The organism is Cryobacterium algoritolerans (assembly GCF_004402785.1).
Lineage (GTDB): Bacteria > Actinomycetota > Actinomycetes > Actinomycetales > Microbacteriaceae > Cryobacterium > Cryobacterium algoritolerans.
Genome location: NZ_SOFP01000075.1, coordinates 100,308 through 119,614 on the forward strand (window position 1 = coordinate 100,308; position 19,307 = coordinate 119,614).

General features: G+C 63.9%; 19 protein-coding genes. 10 read left to right on the forward strand and 9 right to left on the reverse strand.

Going from position 1 to position 19,307, the window contains the following annotated elements:
* The first annotated feature begins 285 nt into the window (after positions 1 to 285).
* Both E3O19_RS15710 and E3O19_RS18885 read left to right on the forward strand, forming a co-directional pair.
* Positions 286 to 951, forward strand: a complete 666-nt coding sequence (locus E3O19_RS15710; protein ID WP_134569168.1) for a DUF3105 domain-containing protein — start codon at positions 286 to 288, stop codon at positions 949 to 951.
* Between the two features lie 106 nt (positions 952 to 1,057).
* Positions 1,058 to 1,540: a DUF4395 family protein gene (locus E3O19_RS18885; RefSeq protein WP_134569170.1), complete on the forward strand. Its 483-nt coding sequence runs from the start codon at positions 1,058 to 1,060 to the stop codon at positions 1,538 to 1,540.
* 177 nt (positions 1,541 to 1,717) lie between these two features.
* On the opposite strand, the gene E3O19_RS15720 is transcribed toward E3O19_RS18885, so the two are convergent.
* Both E3O19_RS15720 and E3O19_RS15725 read right to left on the reverse strand, forming a co-directional pair.
* Complete coding sequence (locus E3O19_RS15720; RefSeq protein ID WP_134569172.1) at positions 1,718 to 1,987, reverse strand: SHOCT domain-containing protein; 270 nt, start codon at positions 1,985 to 1,987, stop codon at positions 1,718 to 1,720.
* A 141-nt stretch (positions 1,988 to 2,128) separates the two neighbouring features.
* Complete coding sequence (locus E3O19_RS15725) at positions 2,129 to 2,791, reverse strand: sulfocyanin-like copper-binding protein (RefSeq protein WP_134569174.1); 663 nt, start codon at positions 2,789 to 2,791, stop codon at positions 2,129 to 2,131.
* 138 nt (positions 2,792 to 2,929) lie between these two features.
* On the opposite strand from E3O19_RS15725, the gene E3O19_RS15730 reads away from it, so the two are divergent.
* The 4 genes from E3O19_RS15730 (at position 2,930) to E3O19_RS15745 (ending at position 9,067) form a co-directional block, all read left to right on the forward strand.
* Positions 2,930 to 3,619, forward strand: coding sequence for a response regulator transcription factor (locus E3O19_RS15730; RefSeq protein ID WP_134569176.1), 690 nt, complete (start codon positions 2,930 to 2,932; stop codon positions 3,617 to 3,619).
* Positions 3,616 to 4,998, forward strand: a complete 1,383-nt coding sequence (locus E3O19_RS15735; protein WP_134569178.1) for a HAMP domain-containing sensor histidine kinase — start codon at positions 3,616 to 3,618, stop codon at positions 4,996 to 4,998. The genes E3O19_RS15730 and E3O19_RS15735 overlap by 4 nt, the downstream gene beginning before the upstream one ends.
* A 110-nt stretch (positions 4,999 to 5,108) precedes the next feature.
* Positions 5,109 to 7,562: a cation-translocating P-type ATPase gene (locus E3O19_RS15740; protein WP_134569180.1), complete on the forward strand. Its 2,454-nt coding sequence runs from the start codon at positions 5,109 to 5,111 to the stop codon at positions 7,560 to 7,562.
* Between the two features lie 290 nt (positions 7,563 to 7,852).
* The gene (locus tag E3O19_RS15745) at positions 7,853 to 9,067 is read left to right on the forward strand and encodes an acyltransferase family protein (RefSeq protein WP_241981428.1); all 1,215 of its coding nucleotides are present in this window, start codon (positions 7,853 to 7,855) and stop codon (positions 9,065 to 9,067) included.
* A 129-nt stretch (positions 9,068 to 9,196) separates the two neighbouring features.
* Here E3O19_RS15745 and E3O19_RS15750 read toward each other — a convergent pair whose 3' ends face one another.
* The gene (locus E3O19_RS15750; RefSeq protein ID WP_134569184.1) at positions 9,197 to 9,955 is read right to left on the reverse strand and encodes a phosphatase PAP2 family protein; all 759 of its coding nucleotides are present in this window, start codon (positions 9,953 to 9,955) and stop codon (positions 9,197 to 9,199) included.
* On the reverse strand, positions 9,952 to 10,437 hold the full coding sequence (locus E3O19_RS15755) for a polyphosphate kinase 2 family protein (protein WP_134569186.1): 486 nt from the start codon (positions 10,435 to 10,437) through the stop codon (positions 9,952 to 9,954). The genes E3O19_RS15750 and E3O19_RS15755 overlap by 4 nt, the downstream gene beginning before the upstream one ends.
* 44 nt (positions 10,438 to 10,481) lie before the next feature.
* On the opposite strand from E3O19_RS15755, the gene E3O19_RS15760 reads away from it, so the two are divergent.
* On the forward strand, positions 10,482 to 11,291 hold the full coding sequence (locus tag E3O19_RS15760; protein WP_134569188.1) for a DUF1206 domain-containing protein: 810 nt from the start codon (positions 10,482 to 10,484) through the stop codon (positions 11,289 to 11,291).
* On the opposite strand, the gene E3O19_RS15765 is transcribed toward E3O19_RS15760, so the two are convergent.
* Positions 11,253 to 11,984, reverse strand: a complete 732-nt coding sequence (locus tag E3O19_RS15765; protein ID WP_134569190.1) for a phosphatase PAP2 family protein — start codon at positions 11,982 to 11,984, stop codon at positions 11,253 to 11,255. The genes E3O19_RS15760 and E3O19_RS15765 overlap by 39 nt on opposite strands.
* Positions 11,985 to 12,213: 229 nt before the next feature.
* On the opposite strand from E3O19_RS15765, the gene E3O19_RS15770 reads away from it, so the two are divergent.
* Together E3O19_RS15770 and E3O19_RS15775 are read left to right on the forward strand one after the other, a co-directional pair.
* Positions 12,214 to 13,065 carry a PPK2 family polyphosphate kinase gene (locus tag E3O19_RS15770; RefSeq protein WP_134569192.1) on the forward strand — a complete coding sequence of 284 codons (852 nt, stop codon included), beginning with the start codon at positions 12,214 to 12,216 and terminating at the stop codon, positions 13,063 to 13,065.
* On the forward strand, positions 13,062 to 13,472 hold the full coding sequence (locus E3O19_RS15775) for a hypothetical protein (protein ID WP_134569194.1): 411 nt from the start codon (positions 13,062 to 13,064) through the stop codon (positions 13,470 to 13,472). Before E3O19_RS15770 ends, E3O19_RS15775 begins: the two co-directional genes overlap by 4 nt.
* Positions 13,473 to 13,594: 122 nt before the next feature.
* Here the strand turns inward: E3O19_RS15775 and E3O19_RS15780 are convergent, their stop codons facing one another.
* The 3 genes from E3O19_RS15780 to E3O19_RS15790 form a co-directional block, all read right to left on the reverse strand.
* A complete protein-coding gene (locus E3O19_RS15780) occupies positions 13,595 to 14,620 on the reverse strand; it encodes a DUF6454 family protein (protein WP_134569195.1) in 1,026 nt (341 codons plus the stop codon).
* A gap of 123 nt (positions 14,621 to 14,743) precedes the next feature.
* Positions 14,744 to 15,064 (reverse strand): alpha/beta fold hydrolase, encoded by a 321-nt coding sequence (locus tag E3O19_RS15785; protein ID WP_241981429.1) that lies wholly within the window; start codon positions 15,062 to 15,064, stop codon positions 14,744 to 14,746.
* 85 nt (positions 15,065 to 15,149) lie between these two features.
* Positions 15,150 to 16,175, reverse strand: a complete 1,026-nt coding sequence (locus tag E3O19_RS15790) for a glycerophosphodiester phosphodiesterase family protein (protein WP_198413932.1) — start codon at positions 16,173 to 16,175, stop codon at positions 15,150 to 15,152.
* Positions 16,176 to 16,620: 445 nt separating this feature from the next.
* Between E3O19_RS15790 and E3O19_RS15795 the strand changes: the two genes are divergently transcribed.
* Entirely contained in the window at positions 16,621 to 18,981 is a 2,361-nt protein-coding gene (locus E3O19_RS15795) for an FdhF/YdeP family oxidoreductase (RefSeq protein WP_134569201.1), read from the forward strand.
* A 217-nt stretch (positions 18,982 to 19,198) separates the two neighbouring features.
* Here the strand turns inward: E3O19_RS15795 and E3O19_RS15800 are convergent.
* The coding region (locus tag E3O19_RS15800) for an integrase core domain-containing protein (RefSeq protein ID WP_166804401.1) at positions 19,199 to 19,307 on the reverse strand (109 nt) is incomplete at its 5' end.

Genomic DNA, 19,307 nt, shown 5'->3' on the forward strand with positions numbered 1-19,307 from the left:
CCCTCGGGGGCACGGTGGCTGTCGGAACCCTTACCTGGCGATTCTGCATGCTCCCGATGTTGCGCAGCCGAACCACGACAGGCGGAGCCCGTTGCTGCGCGCCCCAGGCTCCAGACATTCAGGACGAACTTCGCCGCACCCACGCCGAATTGGCGGAACTTCGAACCGCCGCGCCCACCACCAGCGACGCCACACTCACCTAAGCTGGTTCGGTGTGCTCCGTTTGTGGGCGCACACCGTCCGCCCCGATAAAGCGTGCAGACCCCAATCCGAAGGACAACGAGAATGGCCCGAGAATCCAACGCCCCTGATCCCACCGTCAAAGAGCAGCGAACGGCCCGCCGAGCAGTCAAGGTCGCCGCGATGAAACGTGAACAATCCAGGGCCCGCCGAAACCGAACCATCGGAATCACGGCCGCGTGGTCTGGCGTCGCGGTTATTCTCCTGATCGTCATCCTCGTCGTGACCACCAACGGAACGTCCAAGAATACTGCGGCGCCCGCGGCCGTTGATGGGGTGCAGACCTTCCCGAATAATACCTCGCAGCACGTCACGGGCACCGTGAAATACTCGCAACTGCCACCGGTGAGCGGCGACCACTCGGCCGCCGTCCTGAACTGCGGTGTCTACTCCAAGGATGTCCCCAATGAGAATGCGGTGCATTCCCTCGAACACGGAGCAGTGTGGGTCACCTACGATGCTGCCGCCGTGACCGGAGACCAGCTTTCCGCCCTGAGGAAGGACATCCCGTCCACCTATGCGCTGCTGTCACCGTTCCCGGGACTACCGTCTCCGATCGTCGCATCCGCGTGGGGCGTCCAGCTCGACGTCAGCACTCCAGATGATCCTCGACTTGCCGCATTCCTGGCCAAGTACCGGGGTGCCTCCACCGCGCCGGAACCGGGCGCGCCCTGCACCGGAGGCATCGACGGACCCGGGAGGCTGAACTGACCTGTCGACCGGATTACTCGAGCCTCCCGCCAGGAGAACCAACCGACGCAGCCAGACATCCACGTCGGATCCACTGAATTCTCCATCCACCATAAGGAAACCGAAAATGGCAGCAATCAGTGCACGCACACAGAACAATCTGGATAAGCAAGGATTTGGAAATCTTGATGACGACGCCAAGTCTTGCTATGCGTGGCCCCTGCGATTCACGCCCGGAGTGGGAACCGTCCTCATCGTTGTCGGATTGACTCTGCAGTCGCCCACTTTTCTTGGAATTGGGGCAATCGTTCCACTCAGCGGGGCTCTGTTCCCCCGCGGGATGATTCTCGATCTGGTTTACAATTTGGGCATTCGACACCTGTTTCATGGGCCGGCGCTTCCGCCCACACCGACACCACGACGGTTTTCGTACCTACTGTCCACCGTGCTGATCACGGGCTCTGCCCTGTCGTTCTCTTACGGGCTGTCAGCGTTGGGAATCATCCTGGGAGGAGCGGTCGCGATAGGAGGCACAATCCTCACCACCACCCATTGGTGTCTCGGGTCGTGGATCTACAGACTATTTTTCCGTCATTCAGCGGCGAGGTGATGACTACAGAAGCACCAACGCGCCTGCGGGGCCGTCACGCTTCCTGTCGCGCGCATCAGACATGTCCTCGGCGGATCCGTGGATGCCGGCGCTTTAGCCCAGACCGATCCCCCCGCCGCCGACATCGGCCACGCCGATGCCGGCCCGGACCGGCGTGGTCCGCCGGGTGAGGGGCGTTTACTTGCCCTTCTCGCCCAGCACTGTCAACCGTTGGCGGTATTCATCAGCGTCCAACTCGCCTTTTGCAAAGCGTTCATCGAGAACCTGGCGCGCCGTGCTCGGTCCCGGCGGACGCGAATCGGCCATCGAATCATCGCGCCGACCGTCGCGGTTAGCCGCTCCGGCTCGGACAGCCCAGATCACCAACAGAACAATGCCGATGAGTAGGAGCAGACCGACCGGCCAACCCCATCCCCACCCCATGTTGTATCCATTTCCCCACATCATTGCTTTCTCCTTCTCTGTCCGATCGGGCGACGCCCGACCAAGCTGTATCAACGCTACTCCCATACCCCACGGGGTAATTAGATCTGGGCTGGTGCACCTGGTGGGACGCCGATGCCCTCGATCAAATATTTCGGTCCGCGCCTAGGAGACGGTCAGTTCGCTGTACATTCCTGCCGCGTAGTGGCCGGGAAGGTTACAGAGCACCTCGTATCGTCCGGGTGCCAGATCCATCGTCACCCAGCTGGATGCCCCGGGGGCGATGCCCTCACCGGTGCCCTTCCCGTTGGTAGTGGATGCTTCGCCGAGGCTGCCGGTCTCGTCGACCTTGTTATCGCCGCCGCCGGGTCGCGTGCCCACTGTCTGGGTATCGGACAGGGGCAGAACGACGAGTTCATGACTGATGCTGCCACGGTTGAGGGCCAGAAACGACACTGTCCCCTTTCCTGCAGTCGCACGGTCAAGGCGCAGGCCCATGGCTGCACCGGAGTTCGTCCCCGCGCCGCCGCCGCCCATCATCCCGTTGCCGCCGCCGCCCATCATCCCGTTGCCACCGCCGCCCATCATCCCGTTGCCGCCGCCGCCCATCATCCCGTTGCCGCCGCCGCCCATCATGTTTCCTCCCATGTCCATCAGGGCCACGTTCACCACCGTTCCGGGTAGCTGCGGCGAGTTGCTCGAAACGGCGGAACGAATTCCCCCACCCGTCGGGTCACTTGTCAGGGCGCTGACCGAGAGGCCGGTGAGACCGACGACGGCCACGACCCCGCTGACAATTGCGGTGGCGATGGTTGTTTTCCTGCGCATGGTGTGTTCCTCCCACGATTGATTGATGCTCCCCACTGTGTCGCTTCGGTGTGCAGGCTCTCTGCCGGGCGTGTGCAGTTCGTGTGAAGATCCCGAGCCGACGCCTCCTGCCCGGGCCGGCCGGAGCTAGGGTGAAGTATGCCCACGGTGTTGGTCGTCGAGGACGAGCGCGATATTCGAGACTTGTTGCGCCGGTATCTGGAACGGGCCGGCTTCTCCGTGCTGACCACCGCGTCGGGTATCGAGGCGCTCCGTTTGCTGTCCGCTAGCGACCTGGTGATCCTGGATCTCGGACTGCCCGACATCGACGGTGCGGATGTCCTACGCGAGATCCATGCGCTGGGAGCCCTTCCCGTCATCGTGCTGACCGCCCGCACGTCGACCGACGAGCGGATCCGCGGCCTCGAACTAGGGGCCGACGACTACGTGACCAAACCCTTCAGCCCCCACGAAGTCGTGCTGCGTGTCCAGGCGGTGCTTCACCGCTACGGCGACCTGCCGGCCGAGAGCGGCCCGGTCAGCTACGGCCAGGGCCGGCTGCGGATCGATGAGGGCGCGCACCAGGCCTGGCTCGATGACACCGTGCTCGATCTGACCCCCACCGAGTGGGGGCTCCTCGCCGCCGTCGCCGCATCGCCGGGGCGGGTGTACTCGCGTTACGAGCTCGTCAATCGAGTGCGCGGCTACGAATACGCGGGCTATGAGCGCACCATCGATTCCCACATCAGAAACCTTCGACGTAAGCTCGGCACGGGCGGCGCTGACGTCGTGGAAACCGTGCTCGGCGTCGGCTACCGGCTCGGGCTTCGCCAGGATGGCCCGCAGTGAACCGGCTCAGCCTCGGCCCGCTCGGGCGGCGCCTTCTACTCGCCTTCGTGCTGGTCGCCATCAGCTCGGTGCTCGTGCTCAGCGGGGCGGCACTGATCGGCGTGGATCGCGGCATGCAGGCGTCGCAGCAGGCCGAACGTGCGCAGATCGCGAGCGCCGCCGCGGCGGCGGCGGCGGACGCCTACCGCACGGCCGGCGGATGGCCGGCGGCCGACCTGGGTCGCACCTTGGCGATCGGGGACGCCGCGTCGGCCACGCTGACTGTTCTGGATGCCAACGGAACGACACTGAGCACCGGCGGCATGCGCATGGGAAATACAGACGAGCAAGGCATGGGCATGGGGTCCGGATCTGGCTCTGGCATGAGCCAGACCGTTGTCACCGCGTCGGTCGACGTCGACGGGAGCCGAGTCGGGACGATCAGGATGAAATTCTTCGCCATGACCGGCACCAGCGTGCGCGACGTCGCTTGGTTGTGGATTGCTGTTGCAGCCATCGTCGCGCTCATCGTAGCCATCGGCGCGAGCTGGCTCGTCACCCAGCTGCTCGTCCGGCCGATCCGTTCGATGACGGATGCCGCCCGCTCATTCACTAATGGTGACCGGCAGGCGCGCGCCACAGGGCGAGCGCCCGGCGAGCTCGGCGAACTGGCTGACGCCTTCAACGGAATGGCAGACGCAGTGGTTGGCTCTGACCGAGATCGACGCAACCTCACCGCCGACGTTGCGCATGAGCTGCGCACCCCCCTCGCCGCGCTCCAGGCCGGCCTGGAGGAGCTTCGCGACGGCCTCGAAGAACCGACACCGGAAGGCCTCGCCGCCCTGCATGACCAGTCCTTGAGACTCGGACGCATCGTAGCCGACCTGGCCGAACTGTCGGCGGTCGAGAGGACCGGACTATCCGTGCACCCGTCAACGGTCGATCTCGCACAGGTCGCCCGGGATGCTTTGTCGCAACGAGAACCCCAACTACGGGCCGCAGGACTGGACGTCACCGCGGCGCTTGCCGGCCCTGTGTTCGTGCGCGCCGACGCCGACCGTTTGCACCAGGCCGTTGGCAACCTGCTCGCCAACACGGCCCGATACTGTCGGCCAGGTGACACCGTCGCCCTGACCGTTTGCAGCGAGACCGGCAAAGCGATACTCCGCGTGGCTGATTCCGGTCCCGGCGTCCCGCCCGGCGAGCTCCCGCATATCTTTGACCGGCTCTGGCGCGGCCGCGCGGCCGCGCACGTCGCGGGGTCCGGCATCGGTCTTGCCGTGGTGCGCGAGATCGTCATCAGTCACGGCGGAACCGTTGAGGCCGAGTCACCCCCGGGGTCAGGCACGACGATCACCATGCGCCTGCCCCAGAGTCCTGTCACTGCGGGCGATCGCTAGGCGATCGTGGCGTGGTGGACGGACGGCCGGAATGTCGTCCGATTGGAGGCAGGCCCCCAACGAATCAGTGGCAGATTGAACGGTATCGAATGCACTGACGGGCGGACAGGATGACTGGACACGGATCGGACTTCGGGGCGACGACACCGGACGACGACCGGGCACTGCCCGCCTCGGGTGCGACGCAGCCGGTCGGCCTCAGCCTGGAGGACGTGCGAAATCGGGTCCTGGCCGGTCTGGACAATCCGCCTCCCGGCAAGTCGAGCCGAACCCTGGGACAAATCCTTCGCGGCAATCTCTTCACACTTTTCAATACGGTTGTCGGCGGATGCTTTCTCCTGCTGCTTGCACTCGGGCAGTGGAAGGACGCAGTGTTCGGTTTCGCCGTCATCGCGAACGTACTGATCGGCGTCGTGCAGGAATTCCGGGCGAAACGCGCCCTCGACAGGCTCACTGTCGTACACTCGCCCACGGCTCGGGTTCTGAGGTCGGGCTCCCCCGCTGACATTGCCGTGGCGAACGTTGTGATGGACGATATTCTCGTACTTCGCGCAGGGGATCAGATACCCGCCGATGCCACCATTCTGGAGGCCAGCAGACTCGAAATCGACGAGTCGCTGCTGACCGGCGAAGTCGAGGCTGTTGTGAAGCGGCCCGGAGACCAGACGTTGTCCGGGTCTGGCGTCGTCGCCGGGAGCGGCACGGCCCGAGTGATCCGGGTCGGCGCGAACTCATTCGCGCACCAGGTGACGTCGGAGGCACGGCGTTTCTCACTGGTGAACTCGGAACTGCGCAACGCTCTCAACCGCATCGTTCGGTGGATCACCTGGGCGCTGATTCCCCTGATGGCGCTCGTCCTCAATGGTCAGATGAAGGCCCTGGGCGGATGGACCACTGCCATCGAATCCGGATCCTGGCGACAGGGCATCGTCAGTGCGGTGGCGAGCACAGTCAGCATGATTCCCCAGGGGCTAGTGCTCATCACCAGTGTTGCCTTCGCACTTTCGGCGGTGAAGCTGGCCCGAAACCAGGTTCTCATCCAGGAACTCCCGGCGGTCGAGGGCCTTGCCCGAGTCGATGTGATCTGCCTGGACAAGACCGGCACCCTCACCGAGGGCGACATTGCATTCGATGCGACACACGAAACCGCGGCCGAGGATACCCCGGAGTGGCGTGAGGTCCTGGGCTGGTTCGGGGCGGACGCCGACGCCAATGCCACCGCCCGCTCCCTGCGCACGCAATTTGCGTCATCAGACCGGCTCCGACCGTTATCGATCGTGCCGTTCTCGTCGGCCAGAAAATGGAGCGCTGTCACCTTTGGCCCGGACGCGGCCTCAGGGTCCTGGGTTCTCGGCGCCCCGGAAATGGTCCTGGGCCACGGCAGCAGTGACGACGTCGAAACCCTCGCGCGTGCGTCGGAGCTGGCACGCTCCGGGCTCAGGACCGTCGTTCTCGCACACGCCGCGCACACGATGACTCCGGAACAAGCCGCCCAGGAACAACTGCCCACAGGCCTGCGCTCCGTCGTTCTGGTTACCTTTCGTGAACATATCCGTGCGGACGCGCTGCAGACCCTGACCTATTTCCGTGAGCAGGGGGTTGGGCTCCGCGTGATCTCGGGAGACAATCCAGACACGGTCGCAGCGGTCGCCCGCCAGGTGGGCTTCGACTTCGAGGGCGACGGGTATGACGCCCGAGACCTGCCCGCGAACATTGACCTGCTGGGAGCGATCCTGGAAGATCAGCACGTCTTTGGACGGGTGACTCCAACCCAGAAGAGGGACATGGTCCGTGCCCTGCAGCAGCGCGGCCACGTCGTTGCCATGACCGGCGACGGGGTCAATGACGCGCTGGCTCTCAAACAGGCCGACATCGGCGTTGCGATGGGATCCGGATCCGACGTCACCAAGGCGGTATCACGACTGGTTCTGCTCGACGGCAAATTCTCGCACCTGCCCGACGTCGTGGCCGAGGGTCGCCGCGTGATCGCCAATATCGAACTCGTGTCCAAGCTCTTCCTCACCAAGACGGCCTACGCCATCCTGCTGGCGCTGGCTTTCGGCGGACTGCTGTGGGAATTTCCTTTCCTTCCCCGCCAACTGTCCGCCGTTGACGGTCTCACGATCGGAATCCCTGCGTTCTTCCTCGCCCTGCTGCCCAATCAGCACCGGTACGTGCCCGGGTTCCTCCGGCGCGCACTCGGCTTCGCGGTCCCGGCCGGCGCAGTCATCGCCGTCGTGATCCTGGCGGTTGATGCATCCGCCCGCTTCAGTGTCGGCAACAACCAGGACGCCGCCCAGACTGCGACGGCACTCGCGGTCTCAATCGTGGGCCTGTGGGTGCTCCTTGTCCTCTGCCGACCGCTGAATGGAAAGCGTCGCCTGATCCTCACGGGAATGTACCTGGGGCTCCTCGGCTGCCTGATCGTGCCTCCCGTCCGGGACTTTTTTGACTTCGAACTTCCGAGCGCCGACCTCCTTCTGGTCTGCCTGGGCGCGGCGGTCCCTGGCTGCCTGGCGATCGAAATCATTGACCGGATTCGCCAGCGCCGAGATCCCCGCTAGCCTGGGCCGCGGCGGGTTCTCGCTCCTCTCCGCAGGCCGTCACAGGGCCAGGGGCCACTCGGCAGAAGCGTCGATGGCTCAGGTTGGTCTGAAAGTCCTCGCCGGCGATACCGAAATGGGCCGCAAACACCGTGTCGACGTGGTCTTCGGCAATCGCCCTCACGACTGAGCGAAATCGCACACGAACTCTGACGCTCAAGGCGCATCTGACGACATCCGCCCCGAAACGATCGCCGTTCTTTTGTGCGCTCTCCACGGAACGCCCAGAAATTGGCAATACCCTCAAACAAGTGACCTTACAGACCGCAGCCCTTCGACCGGCGTCAACACTGCCCGCGCCAATGCCCGCGCCGACGAAACGCCTGACCGCCCTGGACGGCCTGCGGGGCATCGCGGCCCTTGTCGTCATGTTCCACCACGTGTACCTGGTCGCGGTGCCGTCTCTCCGGCGCGGCGGCGGATCCGCGCCGGGAAGCCTCTACTGGTGGATGTCCGAGACACCCCTCAAGATCCTCACCGCAGGCTCAGAAGCCGTCCTCGTCTTCTTTGTGCTGAGCGGACTCGTGGTTGCCCTGCCCGCGCTGCGCACGTCCCGGTTTTCCTGGTCAGGGTTCCTGAGCGGCAGACTCGCCCGGATCTATCTGCCGGTGTGGGCCTCCCTGACGATCGGCACCGCGCTCATCTGGCTCCTCCCCCGCGACCTTGCCGCGGTGACACCCGGCTCCTGGGTTGCCAGCTCAAACGCAACGTCAACCACGGTGACAACGCTGCTCAACCAGGTGAGCCTCACAACCGCATCGTATGACATCAACAATGTGCTCTGGTCCCTGCGATGGGAACTGGCGTTCTCGGTTCTGCTTCCCCTGTTCGCGGCCGTGGCTGTCTTGGTTCGACGCCGCTGGCTGCTCAGCGTGGCCGCCGCGTTCGCCCTGAGCCTACTGGGGCTGCTCAGCAATATCGACGCACTCCGCTACCTTCCTGTGTTCTTCATCGGAACAGTCATGGCCGTCCGATTGGACTCCATCCAGGAGTGGACGAGGCGACGCATCCGGCGACCACACGCGCGTCGCTTTGGAATCGCCCTGGTCGTCGGCTCGCTCGTTTTACTGGTCTTGCACTGGTTGGCCAGGCCGATCGCGGCACCGGGAACCCTTCCCGGCAGCATTCTCACCCAGCTGGCCGTGCTCGGCGCCGCCGGCCTCGTCCTAGCCGCAATCGGCGTGCCTTTCCTGCGCCGGGCGTTGGACTCACGCCCCAGCCAGTGGCTCGGGCGAATGTCTTTCAGCCTCTACCTCATTCACGTCCCCATCTTGGCTACCCTGGCCTTTCTGCTAGGTGACGATAAATGGTGGCTGGTAGCTCTGCTCACGATCCCCCTGTCCCTCCTCGCCGCATGGGGATTCCACCAGGCGCTCGAGCGCCCCTCACACCGCCTGGCCCGGCGCACCGCCCACGTCGTGGCCACGTGGACCTCCAAAATCACCGCACAGATGACCAGGTGGTAGGTACGACAGGTCACGGAATCACATACGCCCGATCAGTCCCGATGACGGGGCGTGACCATGGCAGCCGACACCCCCGCCCGCATCCGCCTCGTTGCCCTGTCCCGACCGAGAATCCCGCGCGGGCGCGTGCTACGGCACACTCCCGGGCGCACCGAGAGTGACCCGCGCCGTCCGATGGGTGTCAACAGCGATCACCGTGCCGAGAATGACCAGTGAGAGCGCCATCGAGGCCAGGACGTCGCTGGCCCAGTGGTAGCCCAGATAGAGCCGGCTCAAAGCGGTGGCGACGATGAGCAGCGCCGCCACAACGTATGCTGCCACGGCCATGCGGGGGCTGCTCAGTCGGGAGAACACCACAAAGGTCAGAATGAGGAGGAAGTCGCAGGCGCCGAGAACATGACCGGACGGGAAGGAGAACGTCGTGTCCGGGCCATTCAACATCAGGTCCACTGGTGGTCGGCTTCGCCCGACGATGCGGGTGATGATCTGCACGACCACCACCCCGGTGAGAGTGCCGGCACCGAGGAGAAGCGGCCGCCAGGCATGCGTGCCGAAGATACCCCAGGCCAGCGTGACCACCAGCACGACGATGGGAAGGACCACTGGCCCGAAAAGAACCGTGAGGGCCACCATGATCGGAGTCAGGGTCTCCGTTCGGCTTCCATTGAGCCACGTCTGGATCGTGGTGTCCATCGTGGAGACGACGTCGAGGTGAAGAACCTCCCACAGGAGCACCAGGAGACTGGCAAGACCAAGAAGGATGAGGGACCCCGCGATCACGTACAGCCTCAACCTCGTCGCGGCCGGGACGATTCGATCCTCCACGAAGAGCCTCTCATACACCTTCGTTCTGGGGGTCTTGCTCGGCTCGGGCGCTGGGCCGCTCATGCTCCGACGACCCGTCTGAGTTCCTTTTTCAAACCGTAGTTGGGTCGTGGCCAGTCCAGTTTCACCTCGCGTAGTTTCATAAGGACGATCTGCTGCACCGCCAGTCGGGCATACCACTTGTGGTCGGCCGGGATGACATGCCGGGGCGCTTGCCCCTTCGCCGTGGGCGCTGTGAATCGGTGCACGATGATGCCCGAAGGACTCATTCCAGCGAGGACGTGGGTGACGATCTCTCCCTTACCGGAGGTGTCGATCCCCTGCAAGACGATCACCAAGGATCCGGTCCCCCCGACCGTGCTGTCGGCGAAAAGTTTGCCCTGCGACTCGTCGAGCATTCGACTCTGGTTTAGAAGGATGGCCGTGCCCGTGCCCTTCGAGGCGTCGATTCCGGGAATCGCCGCCGGGTCGACCACTTTCAGCTGGAAACCCGTATCCACCCGATGGATCTCACTGGGCGCTTCCGACCACACTGTCTTTGGCATAGGTGATGGTATCTCGTTAGGCGACTCGCATACACTCATGTCTCATGAATGATGCCTCAGTGACGGGCGCTGCCCGCAATGCGCAGGACAGTGCCCCGCTTCGGGGCCTGGCCCGGTTGGGCTTCGCCGTCAACGGCCTGGTGCATATCCTCATCGGCTCGTTGGCCATCGCTGTCGCGGCAGGCGGTGGGAGCGGCGCGGCGGACCAATCCGGCGCGTTCGGGCAACTGGCCTCCAACCCGGGCGGAGTGTTCCTCCTCTGGACGGTCGTCATCGGCATGTTCGCCCTCGGTTTGTGGTTGCTCATCTCCGCGTTCCTGATGCGGGGTACGGATCCCAAACGCAAGTGGACCCGCCGCGGCACAGAAGTCGCCAAGGCAGCGGCCTATTTCGCAATCGGAGCGACAGCGGTGACGTTTGCACTCGGCGGCACGGCGAGTTCGGCAAGCAGCACGAGCGATGCCAGCGCGACGTTGTTATCATCCCCCGGCGGTGTCTTCGTGCTGATTGTCGCCGGTGTCATTGTTCTCGCCATCGGCGCCTATTTCGTGCGCAAGGGCGTGGCCCAGAAATTCACCGACGATATCTCCCTGCCCGGCGAGCCGGCCCGGAAGTTCGTGCTCGCCCTCGGCGTTGCGGGGTACGTCTCAAAAGGGATAGCCATAAGTGTTGTGGGGATCCTCGTCGTTGCCGCCGCGCTCACCCACGACGCCAGCAAGTCCACCGGGCTCGATGGGGCATTGAGGACTCTGGCTGCTCTTCCCTTCGGTGTCGCCATCCTCACCGTGATCGGGATCGGCCTGATCGCCTACGGGCTATATTGTTTCGTCAGGGCCTGGCGCGCTCGACTGTGAACGTCGCCAACCTCGGCTAGTGAGCCCACCACGGATTCGGCGCTCACCGTCGAGTTTCGCGGCCAATGGCGCCCACACGACGATTGCGACGCCCACTCCGAGCAACAACGCGCCGAAAGTGTCGGTCAGCCAGTGGGCCCCCAAATAGGTGCGGCTGACCATCATCACCCCGGTATAGACAGCACCGGCAATCCACACCCACAACCGGGGAAACACAATGGACAGGATAAGGGCCATGGTCGCCGCATTGGCGACGTGTCCGGACGGAAAAGAACCGAAATCCACGGTGACCAGGATGGTCTCTGGCCGTGCGCGCCCGAACAGGTGTTTGAGAAGCTGCACGGCGCCACCGGTCACCACGGTGGCCACAACGAAGTACAGGGCAGCCCACGGGCGCTTCACCAGGAGCAATATGACGGTGCTGGCGACAGGCACGATGAAGGTGGCGATCACGCCCCCGCCCAGGTAGTTCATGACGAGCGCCAGGAACCCCCAGACCGGCGCCCGATTCTCGATCAGCTCCGTCATCCACTGGGTATCGATGGAGAGTGGCATCCCATGGTCGCGCACAACGATCAGGGCCCCCAACGCGATCACCAGGCCCAACGCGACAAAACCGCTTACCAGGGGCCAGACTCGACTGACGTGTTTCGCGTGTGGCGTGGCGGCAACTTCCGGATCCTGGTCGGACATGAAACAATGCTAGGACTCTTCGGCGGGATGGTGTGGGAAAAGTGAGGGGCCCCGTCTTATCCAACCTCTGGGGTCCTCCCACCGCCGCCTCGGGTTGCCGGCGCTGCATGCTGCGCGCGCCTGCGTCGGCGCCACACCGAAGTCGACGAGTTTCGCTCGCGATCGGAGACCGGGAACAGCTTCACACATCGTCTCTCGTCACAGAACACGCATCCGCTACCATCTACTCATGTCGAAGACAGCGTGGTCAGAGAAACCGAGCGATCTCAATCGGCTAAAGCCCGGATTCAAGCTGAAGGATGTCGACCCAGGGTCGACGCCCGGAATCAACGCCACCAAACGGTCGGGTACGGCTCTCCGGCTGAAGCAGGAAGGCACCTTGCGGGAGCTGCAGGGCAAGCTCTTCGCCGACAGCACGGTCGGCGGCAAGGGCTCGCTGTTGCTTGTCCTGCAGGGAATGGATACCTCCGGCAAGGGCGGGATTGTGACCCACTCGCTCGCCGGGATGAGCGCCTCCGGCGTGATGGTTCACGGCTTCAAGGCACCCTCCCCGGAGGAGAAGAAGCACGGGTTCCTCTGGCGGGTGCGCAAGAGGCTCCCCGAACCCGGCATGGTGGGCGTCTTTGATCGCTCCCACTATGAAGACGTGCTGGCCGCACGCGTGCGTCACCTTGCCGACCCGAAGACGCTCGACCGGCGATACCATCAGATTAACACCTTCGAGCAACAAGCGGCCGACAACGGAACCAAGATCATCAAGGTGATGCTTCTGATGAGTGAAGAGGAGCAGAGGCGGAGGCTGGTCGCCCGGCTTCGCCGCCCGTCAAAGCTGTGGAAGTACAACCCCAGCGACGTCGACGACCGCGAACTGTGGCGCCAGCATCAGGAGGCCTACCAGATCGCCCTCGAACGAACCTCGACCCACCACGCGCCGTGGTACGTCGTGCCCGCGGACCACAAGTGGTACTCGCGTCTGGCCGTGCAGCAAATCATCCTCGAGACGCTGCAGGAGTTGAACCTGGACTGGCCACGGCCCGACTACGATCTGGCGGACGAGCGGATGCGCGTGGCCGGCACATGAGCGGCCCGTTCAGCAAAGAGGAAAGGGCTGCGATGAGGGCGGCGGCCGCCGAAGCAAAGGCAGCAAAGGCGGGCGCTGATCTGGAGGAAGCCTGCCTCGCTGCGATTGCCGACATGACGGGAACCGACAGAGAGTTGGCCGAGACCGTGCATCGGCTGGTTACAACGCACACGACGTTGGGAGCAAAGACGTGGTACGGCATGCCTGCGTACGCCAACGCTGACGGGAAGGTTGTCGTATTCTTCCAATGCGCCGCCAAGTTCAAGGTCCGTTACGCCACTATCGGTTTCCAGCCGGACGCGAACCTTGACGACGGCGACCTCTGGCCGACCTCATATGCCGTGACCAAGCTCACCACCGCCGATCAAAAGCAGCTGGTCGCGCTGTTGACGAAGGCCACCAACTAGACGCCGACAGACGTTCTTGGTCCAAAACATCCTGAAACGCCAAGGCGATAGGGGCGCTTAGGCCGGTGCTCGTCGAATCGTGAACCGAGTCGTCGGCGCTCGATTCGTTGAGACTGGCTGGGTTAGCCGGCGGGGGTAACGGTGGCTTCGTAGGTGAGGATTTCCGTGCCGTTGCCTTCATCCCCGTTATCGGGGGCCACCTTCATGGTGAGGTGATTCCCGTCAGCAGTCATTTTGAACGGGTTGCGGGTGGCCACGTGTCCGGCGGTGGACCACTTCTGGAACGGAACATCCCGGATCAGGCTGTGGGATCGAAGATCGATCATCGCCACGCCGCCGAGTTCGTAGGTGGCACCGGTGCCACCGGCCACCAGGGTCTGCGGGAGGTTGGTGATCCCGGCGCAGAGCATCTTGGAGTTGGGCACGTACTGACAGTCCTGGTAGTCGGTGAAGAAATTCGGGTTGTCCCAACTGGAGAGTTCTTTGCCCTGCAGATCCCATTCCGCGAAGCGGCGCGATCCCCAGGTGTTTCCGACCAGATGGCCGGACCGTTTGTCCATCACAATGCCGCCGAAATGGTCCGTCACCTCAAACTGCTTGTGCACGTCGAGGGTGTTCGCGTCGACACGGTAGATGATGGCGCTGCTGTTGGGCCGGTACTGGGCCACGGGAACCCAGACGTTGACGCCGTCGAAATCAATGCCGCCCGGGTGGTACATGTCACCTTCGCCGAGGATGATGTCCTTCTGCAGGTTGCCGGACTCGTCCATCACGAAGAGGTGGCCGATGCCCCTGCCCGGCGTGCGGTCGAAGCCGTCCTGCGGCGTCGGGAACTTCCTGGTCGGTAACGTGATCTGAACGGCAGTGAGAAAGATGTGATCCGGGCTGTAGGCGATTCCCTCGGTGTGGTACGTGGGGAAGTTCAGCTTCAGCTTGCTGGTCTGCTGCCAATTCGTGTTCCGGTCCACGCCGTTGAAGGCGTCAGCGAGGGCCGTGCCCGTTTCGCTGTCGACGCCGAAATCGACGTTGCTCTCGTTCCGGCCAGTGTTGCCTGCTGCCTGGGCGGCCGCGGTGCCGCCGATTGCGGAGGCAGCCAGGGCGATTGCTGCGGCGACCGTGAGGATGCCTCGGGTGCGAGTCGTGCTCATTGGGGAGCCTCTCAAAGGTTGGATCTCTACACGAAGTGGCCACGCTACCTGCCGATAGCGAACGCCCCAAGACGAGTAGGTGAACAGCACGCCGCTGGGTGGGGGAAATCGGGGTCCGTGTTTTTAGCCGGGGCGCTTCACCGATCCGATCACGGTGTCCAGATAGGCCGCAAAGCCTGTCGGCCGTGCTCCCGCGTACAGCCTCGGCAGGTACGCTTTCCACGCCGCCGCCGCCGCCCACGGGCGCGCCATCAGGAAGCGCAGGAAGAGTCGAGAGAACGCCGTGCTGGATGGAGGCTGCCGGACGAACGGCCCGAGGAGGACGAGGCCATCGATGAGGTCGGGGTCTTCTGCCGCCACGATGACGGCAGCCCCGGCTCCCATTGAATTGCCGATGATGACGGCCGGTACGTCCAGCCTGCGGAGCAGCGTGGTGATGTCCACCCCGGGCCGACGCCGTCGGGACGGCAGTAAAGAATGGGCCACGATCCCCGATGGCCGTTCTCGGGTCAGGTCAATGCAGCGAGGCCTAGCGCGGTTCGTAGGTCTTCGGCACCCTCATTCCGCGGTCGGCCATGATCTGCCGCACCTGGTTCGGGTAGTCCGTGATGATGCCGTCCACACCAAGGTCCATGAGCGCCTTCACTGTGGCCGGGTCATCGCAGGTCCACGGGATGAGCTTGAGACCGCGGGCGTGGGCCTCAGACACCATCAGGTGATCGGGGTAGAACTGGAACCCAGGGTCGCCGACCCTGCCGTTCTGGGGGAACCCGTAGTTGGGCGATACTGCGGTCAGGCCCCCGGGAATCGCTGCGGCGGCCGTCTTGACGAGATCGCCGCCGAAGGTGTCTGCGTCGACGCCGCCCAGCCAGGGTGAGGAACCGGGCTGACCGACCTGCAGAAAGTCACGGTTGGTCAGCGCCACCAGAGGCCAGTTCGGCGCCAGGCTGTGCATCTCGTTCAGTGCCCCCCAGGCGAAGGACTGGATGGTGACCTGGTCCTCGATCCCGGAGGCGCGGATCTCCTCGAAGACCCGACGGACGAAGAGGCCTACTGGTGCAGTCTGCTCGGGGGCACCGGCCTCGACCTTGGTCTCGATGTTGAGGGTGATCTGCTTGGCCTGGTAGCTCTTGACCAGGTTCAATACATCCTTGAGTTCGACCATCCGGAAGCCCGTGATCTGCTCCTGGTCGGGGAAGCCGGGCAACTGCTGGTAGCCGCAGTCCATTGTCTTGATCTCGGCCAGGGTCAAGTCTTTGATGTACTTGCCTACGTACGGGTACATCGGATCGACGGGCGTGACCGGTGCCGTGTCGCGGCATTTTGACGCGCTGATCTGCCGGTCGTGGTTGACGACTACTTTTTCGTCCTTGGTAATCTGGGTGTCCAGCTCCAGTGTGCTGACACCAAGGCGCATTGCCTTGCCGAACCCCTCCAGCGATTCTTCAGTCGTCATGCCGATGCCACCCCGGTGGGCTTGCAGATCGAAGTGGGTCTGCTGGGGCAGCACGCCGGAATCGTCGGCTGCGGCGCCCTGCACCGCCAAAGGCGCCATCAACGCAGGCACAAGGGCCAAGGTGGCCAGGACGTGATGTAAGGACATCGGGTAGCTCCGCTCAATTCGAATTCGCTAACGTCACAAAGCGTAGGTTTCCAGTGAACCTCACTGGTGGCCGAAGGAGGCCCTTCTGGTGAACACGCGCGGAACGAACACCCAATGTGCCGTCGCCAGAGAGCGCAACACCGCCGATATCCGGGAGAAGAAACGGACCCTCTACCCAGTACGATGATCCCCATCGCTATCGCACCCGTCGGGCATTTCTGCGCCAGAGGAGGACTATGTTGAAGCTCTTTCGCCGAACCCATCCTGATCAGGCAGAGCAGCGAATGGCGTATCGGAACGCACGCCAGGGCCTCCGTTCGGCCGGCTCACGCCGGCCGCCCATCAGCTCGGACGCGCACTGCGGTGAAGGCTCCGGGCTGAATACGGGTCGGGCATCATGACCGACCATCGCTCGACGGACAACCTCAACCCGGACAAGATCGAGGTGGGCCCGCCGAAAACGTGGGCGGCCGGCATCCCGGGCGTCACCCACTCGATGGGGCCGGCGCTGGCCGAGATGGGCGTCATCCGCACCCTGAAGACGATGACCGCCATCAACCACAAGCACGGCTTCGACTGCATGAGTTGCGCGTGGCCGGATCCCGACCACCGCAAGGTCGCTGAATTCTGCGAGAACGGCGCCAAGGCCGTCACCTGGGAGGCCACGCCGGTCACGGTTCCGTCGAGCTTCTGGGCCGAGCACTCCATCGACGATCTGCTGACCAGGTCGGAGTACTGGCTGGGCACGCAGGGGCGCCTCATCGAGCCCGTCTACCGTGCCGCCGGCACCGACCGTTACGTGCCGATCAGCTGGGACGACGCCTTCGCGGTGATCGCCGCCAAACTCAATGGCCTCGACTCGCCCGACCAGGCGGCGTTCTACACGAGCGGCCGGACGTCGAACGAAACCGCATTCATCTACCAGCTGTTCGTGCGGGCGTTCGGCACCAACAACCTGCCCGACTGTTCGAACATGTGCCACGAATCGACCAGCTTGGCCATGGCCGAATCGATCGGCGTCGGCAAGAGCACGGTCAGCTATGACGACTATGCCAAAGCCGACCTGATCATCATCATGGGCCAGAATCCGGGCACCAATCATCCGAGGATGCTCACCGCGCTCGAAGAGGCCAAGGCGGCCGGCGCCAGGATCGTCGCCATCAACCCGCTGCCGGAGGCAGGACTCCTGCGCTACAAGAACCCGCAGCGCGTGAAGGGCGTCATCGGCGCCGGCACGAAGCTGGCCGACCAGTACCTGCAGATTCGTCTCGGCGGTGATATGGCCCTCCTGCAGGCCATCTCCAAACGAGTGCTCGACGCCGAGGACGCCAACCCGGGCACCGTGCTCGACCACGCCTTCCTCAACGAGCACTGCCAGGGCTTGACTGAACTGCGGGCACACCTCGCCGACCTCGACGAGGCAGCCGTGCTCGACGCGACGGGCCTCAGCCCCGCGGAAATCGACGAACTGGCCGCCCGCTACCTCGCCTCGGAACACGTCATCATCACCTGGGCGATGGGCATCACGCAGCACAAGAAGGCCGTCGCCACCATCCAGGAGATCATCAACCTGCTGCTCCTGCGCGGCAACATCGGCAGACCCGGCGCCGGAGCTTCCCCCATCCGCGGACACAGCAACGTGCAGGGCGACCGCACCATGGGAATCTGGGAGCAGATGCCGCCCGCATTCCTCGATGCGCTCCAGAACGAGTTCGGCTTCAACCCGCCGCGCGCGCACGGCGTCGACAGCGTCGACGCCGTGCGCGGAATGCGCGATGGCACCGTCAAGGTCTGGATCGCCATGGGAGGGAACCTTGTCGCGGCGATTTCCGATACCACCGTCGCCGAGGCCGCGATGCGGAGCACCGAGATGACCGTGCAGATCTCGACCAAACTGAACCGGTCACATGCTGTCATCGGNACCGAGATGACCGTGCAGATCTCGACCAAACTGAACCGGTCACATGCTGTCATCGGTGACGAAGCCCTGATCCTGCCGACCATGGGCCGCACCGAAATCGACCGGCAGACGACCGGGGTGCAGTTCGTGTCGGTCGAAGACACGGCCTGCGTCGTGCATGCCTCGACGGGCCGGATCGATCCGGTGTCGCCGAACCTCCTCTCCGAGGTTTCCATCGTCACGCGACTGGCGCGATCTGTACTCCGAGACAAGGTACTCGGGGACAACGTTGCGATTGACTGGTCCGGCTTCGAACAAAATTACGACCTGATCCGCGATCACATCGCGCACGTCGTCCCCGGTTTCGCCGACTACAACCTGCGCGTCCGCCAGGAGAGTGGTTTCGTCCTGGCCCATGGGCCGCGTGATTCCCGCACGTTCCCGACGAAGACCGGCAAGGCCATGTTTGCGGTCAACGAATTGGAACACATCGATCGACCCCCGGGCCGGCTCCTCCTGCAGACCATGCGCTCACACGACCAGTTCAACACGACGATCTACAGCAACAACGACCGCTATCGCGGCATCAAGAACGGTAGGCACGTCGTCTTCGTGAACCCGAAAGACCTCGCCGAACTGGGCTTGTTCGACGGTGACATCGTCGACGTGCACAGCGAGTACACCGACAAAGTGGATCGGGTACTGCGCGGCTACCGCATCGTCTCATACCCGAGCGCTCGGGGATGCGCCGCCGCTTACTTCCCAGAGGCCAATGCGCTCGTCCCCCTGGGCCTCACCGCAGAGGGCAGCAACACGCCGGTGTCGAAGTCGATCGTCATACGGCTGGAGCGTTCGTAGTTCGCACGGACGTGGCAATTCCAGAGCAACGCGCCCGATCCGGGATTCGGGTCATCGAAGGTCACTGACAAGGCCGTGGTGCTACGGAGAAATTGAATCGACGAGATGCCTTTCTTTTCGGTACCGATCGGTCTGTGGTGAGCACAATTTCCTCGACAACACGCGCATTCTCCGTTTTCAGCCGTCAATCTCCCCTTCCGGACCGGTGGATCGAGGCCTAGGTGTTGTTCCCACTGACGTTGTGAACGCGGTCGATGGGTGATTTGCCGCCGATGCCGGTATGGGGTCTGTGGTGATTGTAGCTGTGGATCCAGGCCTGGTAGGTG